Origin of the sequence: Spirillospora sp. NPDC029432, from assembly GCF_040703975.1 — a bacterium.
GTDB lineage: Bacteria > Actinomycetota > Actinomycetes > Streptosporangiales > Streptosporangiaceae > Spirillospora.
Map to the genome: position 1 here is coordinate 38,329 of NZ_JBEZWH010000001.1, position 13,767 is coordinate 52,095.

The 13,767-nt window shown below is 72.7% G+C and carries 14 protein-coding genes; 6 read left to right on the forward strand and 8 right to left on the reverse strand.

Annotation, left to right across the window (positions count from 1 at the left end):
• Positions 1-31: 31 nt before the first annotated feature.
• The 5 genes from AB0881_RS00170 to AB0881_RS00190 are packed head-to-tail and all read left to right on the forward strand — an operon-like array spanning position 32 to position 4,579.
• Positions 32-937, forward strand: a complete 906-nt coding sequence (locus tag AB0881_RS00170) for a VOC family protein (RefSeq protein ID WP_366612913.1) — start codon at positions 32-34, stop codon at positions 935-937.
• 4 nt (positions 938-941) lie between these two features.
• Positions 942-2,417 carry an FAD-dependent oxidoreductase gene (locus tag AB0881_RS00175; protein ID WP_366612915.1) on the forward strand — a complete coding sequence of 492 codons (1,476 nt, stop codon included), beginning with the start codon at positions 942-944 and terminating at the stop codon, positions 2,415-2,417.
• Between the two features lie 20 nt (positions 2,418-2,437).
• Positions 2,438-3,319, forward strand: coding sequence for an LLM class F420-dependent oxidoreductase (locus AB0881_RS00180; protein WP_366612917.1), 882 nt, complete (start codon positions 2,438-2,440; stop codon positions 3,317-3,319).
• Complete coding sequence (locus tag AB0881_RS00185) at positions 3,316-3,777, forward strand: nuclear transport factor 2 family protein (protein ID WP_366612919.1); 462 nt, start codon at positions 3,316-3,318, stop codon at positions 3,775-3,777. The genes AB0881_RS00180 and AB0881_RS00185 overlap by 4 nt, the downstream gene beginning before the upstream one ends.
• The gene (locus AB0881_RS00190) at positions 3,770-4,579 is read left to right on the forward strand and encodes an SDR family oxidoreductase (protein ID WP_366612922.1); all 810 of its coding nucleotides are present in this window, start codon (positions 3,770-3,772) and stop codon (positions 4,577-4,579) included. Before AB0881_RS00185 ends, AB0881_RS00190 begins: the two co-directional genes overlap by 8 nt.
• A gap of 26 nt (positions 4,580-4,605) precedes the next feature.
• Here AB0881_RS00190 and AB0881_RS00195 read toward each other — a convergent pair whose 3' ends face one another.
• Both AB0881_RS00195 and AB0881_RS00200 read right to left on the reverse strand, forming a co-directional pair.
• Positions 4,606-5,055, reverse strand: a complete 450-nt coding sequence (locus tag AB0881_RS00195) for a nuclear transport factor 2 family protein (RefSeq protein WP_366612924.1) — start codon at positions 5,053-5,055, stop codon at positions 4,606-4,608.
• Positions 5,052-5,927, reverse strand: a complete 876-nt coding sequence (locus AB0881_RS00200; RefSeq protein WP_366612926.1) for an alpha/beta hydrolase — start codon at positions 5,925-5,927, stop codon at positions 5,052-5,054. The genes AB0881_RS00195 and AB0881_RS00200 overlap by 4 nt, the downstream gene beginning before the upstream one ends.
• Before the next feature lie 25 nt (positions 5,928-5,952).
• Here AB0881_RS00200 and AB0881_RS00205 point away from each other — a divergent pair, with 25 nt between their 5' ends.
• Positions 5,953-6,558 (forward strand): TetR family transcriptional regulator, encoded by a 606-nt coding sequence (locus AB0881_RS00205; RefSeq protein ID WP_366612928.1) that lies wholly within the window; start codon positions 5,953-5,955, stop codon positions 6,556-6,558.
• A 6-nt stretch (positions 6,559-6,564) separates the two neighbouring features.
• Here the strand turns inward: AB0881_RS00205 and AB0881_RS00210 are convergent, their stop codons facing one another.
• From AB0881_RS00210 to AB0881_RS00235, 6 genes are all read right to left on the reverse strand, one after another.
• Complete coding sequence (locus AB0881_RS00210; RefSeq protein ID WP_366612930.1) at positions 6,565-7,932, reverse strand: PAS domain-containing protein; 1,368 nt, start codon at positions 7,930-7,932, stop codon at positions 6,565-6,567.
• Positions 7,933-8,072: 140 nt separating this feature from the next.
• On the reverse strand, positions 8,073-9,050 hold the full coding sequence (locus AB0881_RS00215; protein WP_366612932.1) for an ABC transporter ATP-binding protein: 978 nt from the start codon (positions 9,048-9,050) through the stop codon (positions 8,073-8,075).
• Positions 9,050-10,051: an ABC transporter ATP-binding protein gene (locus AB0881_RS00220; RefSeq protein WP_366612934.1), complete on the reverse strand. Its 1,002-nt coding sequence runs from the start codon at positions 10,049-10,051 to the stop codon at positions 9,050-9,052. Before AB0881_RS00220 ends, AB0881_RS00215 begins: the two co-directional genes overlap by 1 nt.
• A 10-nt stretch (positions 10,052-10,061) precedes the next feature.
• Positions 10,062-11,126, reverse strand: coding sequence for an ABC transporter permease (locus tag AB0881_RS00225; RefSeq protein ID WP_366612936.1), 1,065 nt, complete (start codon positions 11,124-11,126; stop codon positions 10,062-10,064).
• The gene (locus AB0881_RS00230) at positions 11,119-12,093 is read right to left on the reverse strand and encodes an ABC transporter permease (RefSeq protein WP_366612938.1); all 975 of its coding nucleotides are present in this window, start codon (positions 12,091-12,093) and stop codon (positions 11,119-11,121) included. Before AB0881_RS00230 ends, AB0881_RS00225 begins: the two co-directional genes overlap by 8 nt.
• 34 nt (positions 12,094-12,127) lie before the next feature.
• Complete coding sequence (locus AB0881_RS00235) at positions 12,128-13,750, reverse strand: ABC transporter substrate-binding protein (protein WP_366612940.1); 1,623 nt, start codon at positions 13,748-13,750, stop codon at positions 12,128-12,130.
• Between the last annotated feature and the right edge of the window lie 17 nt (positions 13,751-13,767).

Sequence of the window (13,767 nt, forward strand, 5' to 3'; positions counted from 1 at the left end):
ATCGCACGACCCGACGACTGAAGGAGTCACAGTGACCCACCTGAAAGGGCTCGGCTATCTGAAGGTCCAGACGCAGCACATCGACCGCTGGCGCGAGTTCGCGGTCGAGGGGCTGGGGTTCGCCGAAGGCAAGGGCGCGAACCCCGACGGCCTGTACCTGCGCATGGACGAGCGCCGCTCCCGCCTCCAGTTGGTGCCCGGCGACACCGACAAGGTGCTGGCCATCGGCTGGGAGGTTCGCGACCAGTTCGCGCTCGCGGCCGTCCGCGAGGCCGTGGAGAAGGCCGGCGTCGAGGTGACGGCGCTGACGCCCGAGCAGGCCGACGAGCGCGACGCCGAAGAGGTCATCGCGTTCAAGGACCCGGGCGGCACGCCCGTCGAGGTGTTCTTCGGCCCGGTGCTCGACCACAGCCCGCTGCTGACCGGCAACGCCCAGAAGTTCGTCACCGGCGCGATGGGCATGGGCCACGTGGTGCTGCCGACGCCGAACTTCGCCGAGGTCACCACGTTCTACAACGAGGTGCTCGGGTTCCTGCCGCGCGGCGCGATGAAGGTCGGCCCCGGCGTGCGGATCCGCTTCATGGGCGTCAACCAGCGCCACCACAGCCTGGCCATCTGCCCCGCCCCGCACGACGGCGCCCCCGGCCTGGTCCACCTGATGGTCGAGGTCGACTCCCTGGACGCCGTCGGCATCGCGCTGGACAACGTCAAGAAGAAGGGCTTCTCGATCTCGTCCACGCTGGGCCGGCACACCAACGACAAGATGGTGTCGTTCTACGTGCGCGCCCCCGGAGGCTGGGACGTGGAGTACGGCTGCGAGGGCATGCTCGTCGACGAGACGTACTACACCGCCGAAGAGATCACCGCCGACAGCTACTGGGGCCACGACTGGTCCGGCTCCGAGCCGCTGGCCGCGTTCACCCCGCCCGGGAAGTGATCGGGTGACCCAGCGTCCTTCGGTCGAGCCCGTCTCCGTCGGCGACGTCGGCGGGTTCGACCACGAATGCGATGTGCTGGTCGTCGGATTCGGCTGCGCGGGCGCCGCGGCGGCGTACGAGGCGGCCGCGGCCGGCGCGGACGTCCTGGTGCTGGAGCGGGCGAGCGGTCCCGGCGGCTCGTCCGCGCAGTCCGGCGGCGAGCTGTACCTGGGCGGCGGCACCGAGATCCAGAAGGCGTGTGGCTTCGAGGACGACGCCGACAACATGTACGCCTACCTGGAGGCGGCGCTCGGCCCCAACGCCGACACCGAGAAGCTCCGGCTGTACTGCGACGGCAGCGTCGAGCACTTCGAGTGGTTCAAGGCGCGCGGCGTGCCGTTCGAGCCGTCGTTCTTCGACAAGCCGACGTGGATGCCGTTCACGAACGACGGGCTGATGTGGCTGGGGGAGAACTCCTGGCCGTACAACACCGTCGCGCGGGCCGTCCCGCGCGGCCACCGGCCGCCCGCGGCCGGATTCGGCGGCAACGTGCTGATGGAGAAGCTCGTCGCCGCCGCCACCGAGGCCGGCGCCACCACCCACACCGACGTTCAGGCAACCAACCTCGTCCTGGACGGCGACCGCCGGGTCGCCGGGGTGGTGGCGCGGAAATACGGCGAGACCGTGACGTACCGGGCGCGCAAGGCGGTCGTGCTGACCACCGGCGGGTTCGTCGACAACGAGGAGATGCTGGCCGACCACGCCCCGCTGCTGCTGGGGCACGGCAAGGTCAGCGACGGCCTCGACGACGGGTCCGGGATCCGGATGGCCACCGCGGCCGGCGCCGCCACCCGGCGCATGTCGGTCGTCGAGATCGCCCTCACCGCGCTGCCCGCCATGGTCTGCCGCGGCATGCTGGTGGACGCCCTGGGCCGCCGCTTCCTCAACGAGGACGTCTACCCGGGCCACTGGAGCGTGCACGCCGTCAAGCACCAGCCGGGCCCGTACTGGACGATCATCGACGAGGAGGGGTACGAGGACATCCCCGAGGCGGACCGCTGGCAGATGCGCCCCACGCACGTCTGCGAGACGCTCGCCGAGCTGGAGGAGTCGCTCGGAATGCCCCCGGGGTCCCTGGAGACCACGGTCGAGACGTACAACAAGTACGCCGAGAAGGGCGAGGACCCGTACTTCCACAAGGACCCGAAGTGGCTGCGGCCGCTGAAGTCCCCGTTCGCGGCGGTCGACCCGCGGATGGGCTTCTTCGGGTCCGGGCCGGGCGAGGGCAAGGGCACCGGCGCGGCCGGGTTCACCCTCGGCGGGCTGCACACCACCGTGGACGGCGAGGTCCTGAACAACTCGGGCGTTCCGCTGCCCGGCCTGTACGCCGCGGGGCGCGCCGCCTCCGGCATGCACGGTGAGGGCTACATCAGCGGGACGTCCCTGGGCGACGGCACGTTCTTCGGCCGCCGGGCCGGCCGCGCCGCCGCCGCACTGTAAGCGAACCCGAGAGGAAACGAATGAAGTACGCCGTCCTGCTCCCCGTCGCCGCGGGCGTCACCGCCGATCCCGAGTGGATCGGGGCGTACGTCCGGCACGCCGAGGCCTGCGGCTACGAGTCGGTCGGCGCGGTCGAGCACGCGGTGGTGGCCAGCGGCTACTCCAGCGTCTACCCGTACGACAAGTCCGGGAAGATGGAGCTGGCCGACGACCTCGACATCCCCGACCCGCTGGACCTGCTGGCCTACCTGGCCGGGCAGACCGAGCGGATCGGGCTGGCCACCGGCGTGCTCGTCCTTCCCAACCACCACCCGGTGGTGCTGGCCAAGCGGCTGGCCACCATCGACGCCCTGTCCGGCGGCCGGCTGCGGCTGGTGGTGGGCATGGGCTGGATGCGCGAGGAGGTCGAGGCGTGCGGCGGCGACTTCGACGCGCGCGGCCGGCGCGGTGACGAGCAGCTCCAGGTCCTGCGCAAGCTGTGGGCCGACACCGCGCCCGCCGGGGCCGACCACGACGGCGAGTTCTTCCGGTTCAAGGGCGCGATGAGCTACCCGAAGCCGGTCCAGAAGGGCGGCGTGCCGATCCACGTCGGCGGCCACTCCAAGGCGGCGGCGCGGCGCGCCGGCCGCTACGGCGACGGCATCCAGCCGCTCGGCGTGGCGGGCGACGAGCTGCGCTCCCTCGTCGCCCTCATGCGGGAGGAGGCCGAGAAGAGCGGCCGCGACCCGGAGGCCCTGGAGCTGACCCTCGGCCACGCGTTCTCCGCGATCACTCCGGAGAAGGCCGAGAAGCTCGCCGCCATGGGCGCCGACCGGCTCGTCCTCCGCGGGAACCCCACCAGGGACCTGAACGAGGCCAAGGACGAGCTGTCGGCCTGCGCCGAGCGCCTCGGACTGTCATGACGCTGGGAGTCGTGGACCGGGTCGTCCTCGGCGACCTGGTCGCCCGCTACGCCCTCTGCACCGACCGCCGCCGGATGGACGACCTCGCGGACCTCTTCACCGAGGACGCGACCCTCGTCCTGCCCGACCCGCCCAAGGAGCTGGCCCCGGTCCGCGCGTTCACCGGCCGCGAGGAGATCGCCGCCTCGTTCTCCTCGCTGAACGACGTGCCCGTCACGTTCCACGCGCTGGCGGGCCAGGTGTTCGACGCGGGCCCGCGGCCGGACACGGCGACCGGCGAGGTGGCCTGCGTCGCCCACCACCTCACCGAACGCGACGGCAAGCCGTCCGACCTCGTCTGGCACCTGCGCTACACCGACGCGTACCGCCTGGACGAGGGCACGTGGCGGATCACCCGCCGCGAGCTGGCCATCGACTGGATCGAGACCCGTCCCGTGAGGAGGTGGCGCGTTGGCTGACCGCCGCGTCAGTGTGGTCACCGGCGGCGCGCTCGGCATCGGCGGCGCGATCAGCCGCCGCCTCGCCGCCGCCGGCGACCTGGTGGTCCTGAACGACATCGACGCCGAGGCGGCCGCCCGTACCGCCGCCGCGATCACCGCGGACGGCGGTGAGGTGCGCACCGTCGCCGGCGACGTCGTCGAGGACGCCACGGTCACCGAGATCGCGGAATCCGTCCGCGCGCTCGGCCGGATCGACGTCCTGGTCAACAACGTCGGCGACTTCCGCCCGGCCGCCAAGAGCTTCCAGGACAGCACGCCCGAGCAGTGGCAGCGGCTCTACGAGCTCAACCTGCTGCACGTCTTCAAGCTGACCCACGCCCTGCTCCCCACCATGATCGAGCAGGGTTCCGGGAGCGTGGTCAACAACTCCACCGTCGAGGCGTTCCGCGGCATCCCGCAGCACCCGGTGTACTCGGCGTTCAACGCGGGCGTCTCGGCGTTCACCCGGAGCCTGGCGGTCGCGGTCGGCCGGCACGGCGTCCGCGTCAACGCGATCGCGCCCGACCTCGCCAACACCGAGCAGACCCCGGTCGCGTGGATGCGCCGCGGCTACGACGAGGGCCTGGAGCACACCTGGGTCCCCCTCGCCCGCTTCGGCGAACCGGACGACTACGCGGCCGTCGTCGCGTTCCTGGCGTCCGACGACGCCCGCTTCGTCACCGGCCACACGATCCCGGTCGACGGCGGCACCCTCGCCGCGTCCGGCTGGTTCGTCCGCGCCGACGACCAGGGCTGGACCAACCGCCCCCACCGCGCCTGACCGGCTCTGGGCGGCCGTGAGGCCGCTCAGAGGCGGCTCCGGACGAGGCGGGGCCAGCAGGAGGGGCGCCGCAGCGCCGTCAGCAGGACGGGGAGCGGGTCGGAGTAGGAGTGCCGTGCCCGGACGGTCCCGCCGCCGATGGTGAACCGGTCGCAGACGGTGAACGTGACGGGCTCGCGCCCGAGGGTCGCCGTGCAGGCCGACTCGATGTACACGGTGCCGGCCTGCCCGGTGCCGGCCTGCCCGGTGTTGTGCTGCACGGTGTTGGCGGTGACGGTGAGGGCCAGGTCGGGGAAGAGGGCGAACAGCCGCCGGAACATGTCCTCGATCTCCTCGAGTCCGCGGGCGTCCGGGAACAGCGGCTGGGTGAAGACGGCCTCGGGGTCGATGAGCGGGCGGAAGTGGGCGAGGAAGCCGTCCGGTTTGGGGAGCGCCCAGCCCGCGGCGAACAGCGACGGGAAGCTCTCGGGGGTCATCGGGCGTCCTGGCGGGCGTCCTGGCGGGCGAGGAGGCCGGCGAGCAGCTCGGTGAGGCGTTCCGGCCGGTCGTGCGGGACGAAGGTGCCGGAGCCGGTGACCACTTCGAGGCGGCCCTGGGGGAACGCGCCCGCCAGCCGGCGGCCGAGCTCCGCGGGGAACAGCCGGTCGCCGTCCGCCCAGACGACCAGGACCGGCCGGTCGTAGCCGGCGAACGTGCGGGCGGCGGCGAGGGTCTGGGAGCTGGACGAGCCGGTCATCAGCTTGGCGGCGTCCCGCCGCACGCTCCGCCGGGTGGCCAGCGGGACGACCCAGCGGCGCGCCGCGCCGGGGTCGTGCCGGATGACGGCGCCGAAGCCCAGCCGCGAACGGGCGATCGCAGGGACGCTCAGGGCGGCGGCGACGGCGCGTACCAGCCCGGGGACGGCGGCCAGGCGGAACAGCACCCGGTACGCGCCGGGAGGGAACACCTCGAACGCGTCGCAGGCCACGAGCGCCAGCGCGGCCACCCGGTCCGGATGCGCGGCCGTGACCAGCTGGGCGATGACGCCGCCGCTGTCGTTGCCGACCAGCACGGCACGTTCCTCGCCGAGCCGGTCGAGGACCTCGACGACCAGCTCGGCCAGGGCGGGCGGGGAGAGGTCGGCGTCGGCCCGCATCGGGCTGCGGTGCGCGCCGAACGGCCAGTCGACGGTGACGCACCTGTGCCGTCCGGAGAGTCCGGCGACCACCGGCGACCAGATGTCCGGTCCCGCGAGGAAGCCCTGGAGGAAGACCACGGCCGGGCCGGGGCCGTCGCCGTTGCGGCGGTAGCGGATCGTTCCCCAGGCGGTCTCCAGCGTTCGCTGACTGTCGGTCGAAAACTGACTCATGGTCGGAGACTGTACTCTGGTCGGCATGACCGTCAAGGGCCGCCGGGCCGAGTACCGGGAACTGACCAGGAGCGCGGTCCTGGAGGCGGCCGGGCGGCTGTTCACCGAGCGGGGGTTCGCGGCGACCACCATCGACGACGTCGCCCACGCCGCGCGCGTCGCCAAGGGGTCGGTCTACTACCACTTCACCGACAAGGCGCGGCTGTTCGAGGTCGTGTTCCGCGAGCGCCAGGAGCGGCTGGTGCGGGGCGTCGCGGCGGCGGCCGCGGAGCACGACCGGCCCTGGCCCCGGCTCACCGCCGCGCTGGACGCCTACCTCGACGGGACGATCGCCGACGCCGCGCACCGCGCACTGCTCCGGCAGGCGTCCGTGGCGCTGGGCGCCGAACGCTGCCGCGAGCTGGACGAGGAGCTGGGCCTCCCGGCCCTGCAGGCGCTCCTGGACGACCTCGCGGCCGCCGGCGAGCTGGCGGCCCCGCCCGGCCCGATGCTCACCCGCCTGCTCTTCAGCGCCCTCTGCGAGGCGGCCATGACCGCCGGCGCCGCCCCGGACCCGGCCGCGGCCCGGGCGGAGGCGTCCGCCGCGCTCACCGCCCTCCTGGCCGGGCTCCGGCGCCCGGGCCAGGGCTAGAGCGACCTAGAGCGACGCCCTCTCGGCGGCGGCCGCGGCGGTCCTCATCTTGTCCAGGTGGGATTGCAGGAGCCCGGCGTCGAACGGCACGAGCGTGGACCGGTACTCGCGTCCCAGCGAGCGGAGCAGGTCCATCCAGTCCCAGCTCGCGGAGATCTCCGCGTCGATCGGGGCGAGCTCGGCGCCCAGCGACGTGCTCGTCCGGGACCGGACCACCAGGTTCCGCCACTGGCCGAGGAAGCGGCGGAACGTCTCCAGCAGCTCGCCCGCCTCCGCGACCAGGTCGGCGGACTCGCGCAGGTCCTCGTTCACGCGGCGGACCTGGGCCGACATCTCCACGAATCCCGACTCCGCGGCGTCGCACAGCAGCGGCACGGCGCGCAGCGAGTCGGGCGGCGCCGCACCGTCGATGACCTCGGCGGCGAACGCGGCGACCATGTCGTCGCAGACCTTGGTCAGCGAGATCCGGAACCGCAGCTCCGCCACGTCGGTGCGCAGCCGGCCGAGGCCGTCGCGCAGCCGGGTGAGCACGCCGATCGCCTCGCCCATCGGCTCGGCCATCACGCGCGCGACGTTCGCCAGGACCGGCGCGGAGTCGGCGACCCGTTCCGACGCGCGCTCCGCGGCGGCCACGGAGTCGGCGAGCCGCCGCGCGATGTCGAGGACGGTCGAGGAGGTCGCCGCGAGCCGGTCGCACAGGTCCTGGTACGCGGCCAGCCCGTCGACGAGCTCGGCGAGCAGGCCGTCCAGGGCCCCGGCGCAGGCCAGCACGTCGCCGATGGCCCCGTGCGCGCCGGGCCTGGCGAACGCCCCCGCGACCAGCCGCCCGCGGGCGGAGACCTCGGCGGGCAGCGCGTCGAGCATGAACTCGCGGAACGACGCGAACCCGTGCCGCCGCAGCGTCGCCTCGATGGCGGTCACTCCCGCCCTGGCCGTCTCGCGGCGGCCCGCCCCGCCGTCCCGTACCGCCACTCGCTCCGCGCGGACCGCGTCCGCGTACACCTGCTTGATCATGTCGAACCCGGGGCCGCGCGGCGCCATGCGCACCGAGAGGTAGCCGTCGCGGACCGGGCACATCACCGCGAACACCCAGTAGTGCGCGCCGTCCTTCGCCCGGTTCCTGACGTAGGCGCCGACGGCGTTCCCGGCCGCCAGCCCGTCCCAGATGAGGCGGAACGCGCCGCCGGGCATGTCGGGATGGCGGACGATGTTGTGCGGCGACCCCGCCAGCTCGTCGCGCGCGTGGCCGGAGATCCGGACGAACACGGAGTTGCACTGCCCGATCACGCCGCGCCGATCGGTGGTCGAGAAGAACAGCTCCTCCGCCCCCATCGCCTTCTCACGGCCGTCGCGGGGCGACGCAGAGGCTTCCATCAGTCGGCTCCGATCGGCCGCGGCGAAGTGATCAAGCTGAAAAACTAGATCACCGGACCATCGGAATCCAGCCGACACCATGTGACATGGACCAAGCCTCCGCGCCGTCCCGCGCCGCTTCGCGAGGACCGGGCGGTCGCCTAGACGTCCGCGTGGTGGCAGGCGACGTGGTGGCCGCCGGCGGCCCGGCGGAGCTTCGGCTCCTCCTTCGCGCACCGGTCGGTGGCCAGGGGGCAGCGGGTGCGGAACCGGCAGCCGGACGGCGGGTTCAGCGGGGACGGCGGTTCGGCGTTCTCCCGCGCCGCCGTGCCCTCCTCCGCGCCGGCCTCCGGAACGGACTCCAGCAGGAGCTTCGTGTACGGGTGCAGGGCCTCCTCGGCCAAGGTGGCGGAGGGGACGACCTCGCAGACCTTCCCGAGGTACATGACCATGATCCGGTCGCTGATGTTCTTCACCACGGCCAGGTCGTGGGCGATGAAGACCATGCTGAGGCCGTACCGGGCCTTGGTCTCCTCCAGCAGGTTGAGGATCTGCGCCTGGACGGACACGTCCAGGCTGGACACGGGCTCGTCGCAGATGAGGACGCGGGGGTCCAGCATCAGGGCGCGGGCGATGCAGACGCGCTGGCACTGGCCGCCGGACAGCTCGTGCGGGCGGCGGTCCCAGACGGTGGCCGGGTCGAGGCCGACGGCCTCCAGGACCTCCTCGATCCGCTTCCGGTCGGGCTTGCCGCCCCACACGGACGGGCCCTCGGCGACCAGGTCCTTGACCTTGCGGCGCGGGTTCAGCGCGGCGACCGGGTTCTGCAGGATGATCTGCAGCTTGCGGCGCTGCTCGCGGAGGGCCGCGGGGGACAGGCCGGTGAGCTCGGTGCCCGCGAACGTGACGCCGCCGCTGGTCGGCGGGGGCAGCTGCATGACGGCGCGGCCGGCGCTGGTCTTGCCGCAGCCGGACTCGCCGAGGATGCCGAGCGTTTCGCCGTCCAGCAGGTCGAAGCTGATCCCCGAGACCGCGTGGACCTTCTGGCCGCCGCCGGCCGGGAACTCCACGACCAGGTCGGTGACGGTGAGGACGCGGTCGCCGTCCGGGCGCATGTGCGCGGTGCCGGTACCGGCCATCAGGCACCTCCAGTGGTGACGGGGTGGTGGCAGGCGAACGTGTGGCCGCCGGCGCCGGTCAGTACGGGCAGCTCCGCGCGGCAGTCGTCCCGGGCGTACCGGCAGCGCGGCGCGAACCGGCAGCCGGGCGGCAGCGCGGCGATGTCGGGCGGGGTGCCGTCGATCGCCTGGAGCGTGGTGTGCGGCGGGTCGCCCAGCTGCGGCACCGAGGCGAGCAGGGCCTCGGTGTACGGGTGGCGCGGGCCCGCGAACAGCGCGCCGGCGGGCGCCAGCTCGGCCATCCGGCCCGCGTACATGACCGCGACCCGGTCGGCGCGGCCCGCGACCACCGCCAGGTTGTGGCTGATCAGGATGATCGCGGTGCCGAGTTCGGACTGGAGCCGCGCGAGCAGGTCGAGGATCTGCTTCTGCACGGTCACGTCCAGCGCCGTGGTGGGCTCGTCGGCGATGAGCAGCGACGGCTCGCCGGCCAGCGCCATCGCGATCACGACGCGCTGGCGCATGCCGCCCGACAGCTCGTGCGGGTACTGGTCGAGGCGGCGGCGCGGTTCGGGGATGCCGACGAGGGCGAGGAGCTCCTCGGCCTTCGCGCGGGCGGCGGCGCGGGACAGCCCGCCGTGCTTGCGCAGGCTCTCGGTGAGGTGCCGGCCGACCTTCTTGACCGGGTTGAGGGCGGTCGTCGGGTCCTGGAAGACCATCCCGACGCCCGTCCCCCACAGCTTGCGGCGCTCGGCGGCGGGGAGCGCGTGCACGTCCCTGCCGTCCAGCACGGCCTTGCCCGTCACGGTCATCGTGGGGCCGGTGGAGTACAGGCCCATGATCGTGCGGCCGAGGACGGACTTGCCCGACCCGGACTCGCCGACGATGCCGAACATCTCGCCGCGCCCGACGGTGAACGAGACGCCGTCGACCGCGCGCACGGTGCCGCGCTCGGTGCGGATCTCGGTGCGCAGGTCCTCGACGGACAGGACGGGCCCCTGCTCTCGGGTGCTCTGTTCCATGGATGCGCTCCTAGAGCTTCGCCTGACGGGGGTCCCAGCGCTTCCGGGCCTTCTCGCCGATCAGGTTGAACGCGAAGACGGTCAGGAAGAGCGTGACGCCGGGGACGAGCACGATGTGCGGGTGCTCGGAGAACGCGTTGTTGTCCTGGCCCTCGGCGATCATGTTGCCCCAGGACGGGGCGGGCGGCTGGATGCCCAGGCCGAGGAAGCTCAGCGACGCCTCGGCGACGATCAGCACCGACACCATGACCATGCCGTACGAGGCCAGCGGCAGCGCCACGTTCGGGGCCAGCTCGCGCAGCATGATCCGCCACTTGGACGCGCCGAGCGCCTGGGCGGCCAGCACGAACTCGCGCTGCACGAACGCGAGGGTGTTCGCGCGGGCCATCCGGATCATGCTGGGCAGCGCCAGCAGCGACAGCGCGATCGAGATGTTGCGGAGGTTGGGCTCCAGCACGGTGCCCAGCGCGATCAGCAGGATCAGCGGCGGCACGGCCAGCAGCGCGTTGGTGAGCACGCCGACGGTCGCGTCGGTGGCGCGCCGGAAGTAGCCGGCCGCGATCCCGATCGCGCCGCCGACGATCATGCCGATCAGCACCGCGGCCAGCGACACCACCAGGGACGAGCGGGCGCCGTACACGATGCGTCCCAGCAGGTCGAGGCCGAAGTTGTTGGTGCCGAGCGGGTGCGCGGTGGACAGGTCGGGGACGGCCATGCCGGGCGAGTTCAGCGTCTGGACGATGTCCTGGTGCTCGCTCATCGGCAGCAGCGGCGCCGCGATCGCGGCCGCCACCAGCGCGACCAGCCAGACCACGCACAGCCAGAACATCAGGTCGAACGAGGCGCCGAACCGGGCGCGGCCGAGGGCGTTCAGCCCCCAGTACGAGGCGCCGAGCCCGGCGGCCACGGCGACGATCTGCGGCCAGCCGGAGCCGGCCAGCACGGTGACCGACAGCCCGAAGACCACCAGGCCGGGGACGGCCGCGGCGAGGCCGGGCCAGGGCGACCGGCGGGCGGGGGCCGCGGGCGCGGCCGGGGAGGGCTTCGGATCGGAGACGGTGAGGGTGTCAGACATGGGCCCGCCTGATTCGTGGGTCGAGACGGCCGTAGGACAGGTCGATCAGCGCGTTCACCAGGACGTACAGGAGCGCGATCACCAGCACCGCCCCCTGCACCATCGGGACGTCGCCCTGGTCGGCCGAGCCGATGATCAGCGATCCCATCCCGGGCAGCGCGAACAGGAACTCCACGATCACCGTGCTGCCGACCAGCCGCCCCATGCTGATGCCGAGCAGCGTGATCAGCGAGAAGGAGGACGGCCGCAGCGCGTCCCGGAACAGCACGTGCAGCGGCGACATGCCCTTGGCCCGGGCGGCCAGGATGAAGTCCTCGCGCAGCGTCGTGATCAGGTCGCCGCGCAGCACACGGGCGAACGTCGCGGTCTCGGCCAGCGCGATCGTCAGCGCGGGCAGGAACGCGTGGTGGAGGTTGGCGCCGAGGCCGTCGCTGATCCGGGCCCATTCCAGCCGGGGGAACCAGCCGAGCCCGTTCGCGAAGACGGCGATCAGCAGCATCCCGCACAGGAAACTGGGCACCGACAGCACGCCGAACGTGCCCGCGCTGATGATCCGGTCGACCCGGCCGCCGGAGTTGTACGCCGACCACATCGCCAGCGGGATGGCCGCGATCAGCGCCATCACCAGCGCCATCAGCGCCAGCTGGACGCTCACCGGAAGCGCCGCCCCGATGCGCTCGGCGACGTCGCTGTAGGGGGGCAGGAACGAGTCGCCCAGGTCGCCGGTGAGGGCCGAGCCCACCCAGTCCCCGTACCGGACCGGGAACGGGTCGTTCAGCCCCATCTTCTCCCGCTGCGCCTCGTACTCGGCCGGGGCGTGCCCCTCGCCGAGCACGACCACGGCGGGATCGCCCGGCATCAGGTCCACCAGCGCGAACGTGCCGATGCTGACGATGAACAGCACGAGGACCAGCTCGCCCAGCCGCTTCGCCAGGGTCCGCGCCGTGCTTGCCGCGGAGTTCGCCACGGACGTCACCTCCCTTCTCTCTTCGCGGGCCCGGTCATCGGGCGATCCAGGCGTCGTCCAGCAGGACCATGGAGTTGACGGAGCCGATCACGCCGCGCACTTCCTTCTGCCAGGCGAGCAGCTCCGGCTGCGGGCCGAAGACCAGCGCGGGGACGTCCTCGTTCCAGCGCTGCTGGATGCGGCCCATCACCGCGCGCTCGGCCTCGGGCGTCTCGGCGCTCTGCAGCTCCTCGATCAGTCCCGACATCTCGGGGGAGGCGGGCATCCCGAAGCGGGCGTTGCCCTTCGTGTGCAGGGTGGCGTACATCCGGCCGAACGGCCCCGCCTCGCGCCAGCTCATGCCCCAGCCGGAGATGTCGTAGCTCTTGCGGACGGCGACCTTGGCGGTCTGGTCGGCGATCGAGCGGACCAGGTCCAGCTCGACGTCGAAGCCGACGTTCTCCAGCATCGCCTTGACCGCCAGCGCGGTGGTGCGGGACGCCGGGTCCTGGCCGTCCAGCCAGCTGACCTTGCCGTCGTACCCGTCGGCCTTGGCCTCCTTGAGGAGCCGGCGCGCCTTCTCGGGGTCGTAGGCGAGCGCCGGGGCGCCGGTGTGCCAGGTGGAGAACTTCGGGAAGACCTCGTTGGACGCGAGGCTGCTCGTCCCCGGGTAGGCGCGCTGGTAGATCACCTCGGGCTTGATCGCGTGGAACATCGCCTTGCGCACCCGGGCGTCCGCGCCCGGCCGTCCCGGCGCGGAGTTGATGACCCCGACGTTGCCGAGCGCGACCAGGTTGTAGAAGCCGTGGTACCCGGCGTCCAGCGCCTCCTGGGTGATGACGGGGTCGCGGAAGAACGCGGCCTGCGTCCGCTTGCTCTTGAGGGCGTCCAGCGCGGCGTTCGGGTCGTTGACGTACACGACGCGGACCTTGTCGAGGTTGGGCCGGCCGTCCCAGTAGTCCTCGCGCGCCTCCAGGACGGTCTCCTCCTGCGGCTTGTACGAGCCGAACTTGAACGCGCCCGCGCCGACCGGCGTGAACTTGCCGCCCTTCTCGGCCGACTTCGCCACGATCATCCCGGCGCCGCCGGCGAGCACGTACCCGAACGTCGGCCACTTCTTCGTCAGCCGGAACACGACGGTGGTGTCGTCGGGCGTCTCGGTGGCGGTGACGTTCGCCTTCCAGAGGGCCGCCTCGTCGCCGCCGTTCTTGACGTACCGGTCGATGCTCCACTTGACGGCCTCGGCGTCCAGCGGCTTCCCGTCGCTGAACTTGACGCCGTCGCGGAGGGTGAGCGTCCAGGACTTTCCGTCCTCGCTCACCTCGAGGTCCCGGGCGAGCTGGGGTTCGAGCTTCCCGGACGCGATGTCGTACCGCATCAGCACGTCGTACACCGCGGCCAGCTCGATGCCGCCGGTGGAGCCGGCGACGATCGCGTCGGCGGGGTCGAGCAGCCCCTCCTCGGAGTAGGCGCTCATCGTGAGCGTGCCGCCCTTGACCGGGCCGCCGCCGCCGTCCTTGCCGATCATCCCGACCTTGTACTCGGTCCGGGGGCCGTCCGGGGCCGCTGTGCCGCCGGCCCCCTTCCCCTGGCCCTGCCAGGCGCACGAGGTCGCCAGCAGAGCGGTGACGAGAAGGCCGCCGATGATTCGTGGCCGTCTGCTGCCGAAGGTGTTCACAATCCTCCCGAGAACCG

What these genes read in the sequence shown, in the direction of transcription:
- AB0881_RS00215 (WP_366612932.1), bottom strand. Translation starts at nt 9,050, where the DNA reads ATGGCCGGTACCGGCACCGCGCACATGCGCCCGGACGGCGACCGCGTC.
- AB0881_RS00205 (WP_366612928.1), top strand. Translation starts at nt 5,953, where the DNA reads ATGACCGTCAAGGGCCGCCGGGCCGAGTACCGGGAACTGACCAGGAGC.
- AB0881_RS00195 (WP_366612924.1), bottom strand. Translation starts at nt 5,055, where the DNA reads ATGACCCCCGAGAGCTTCCCGTCGCTGTTCGCCGCGGGCTGGGCGCTC.
- AB0881_RS00210 (WP_366612930.1), bottom strand. Translation starts at nt 7,932, where the DNA reads ATGGAAGCCTCTGCGTCGCCCCGCGACGGCCGTGAGAAGGCGATGGGG.
- AB0881_RS00180 (WP_366612917.1), top strand. Translation starts at nt 2,438, where the DNA reads ATGAAGTACGCCGTCCTGCTCCCCGTCGCCGCGGGCGTCACCGCCGAT.
- AB0881_RS00185 (WP_366612919.1), top strand. Translation starts at nt 3,316, where the DNA reads ATGACGCTGGGAGTCGTGGACCGGGTCGTCCTCGGCGACCTGGTCGCC.
- AB0881_RS00200 (WP_366612926.1), bottom strand. Translation starts at nt 5,927, where the DNA reads ATGAGTCAGTTTTCGACCGACAGTCAGCGAACGCTGGAGACCGCCTGG.
- AB0881_RS00220 (WP_366612934.1), bottom strand. Translation starts at nt 10,051, where the DNA reads ATGGAACAGAGCACCCGAGAGCAGGGGCCCGTCCTGTCCGTCGAGGAC.
- AB0881_RS00225 (WP_366612936.1), bottom strand. Translation starts at nt 11,126, where the DNA reads ATGTCTGACACCCTCACCGTCTCCGATCCGAAGCCCTCCCCGGCCGCG.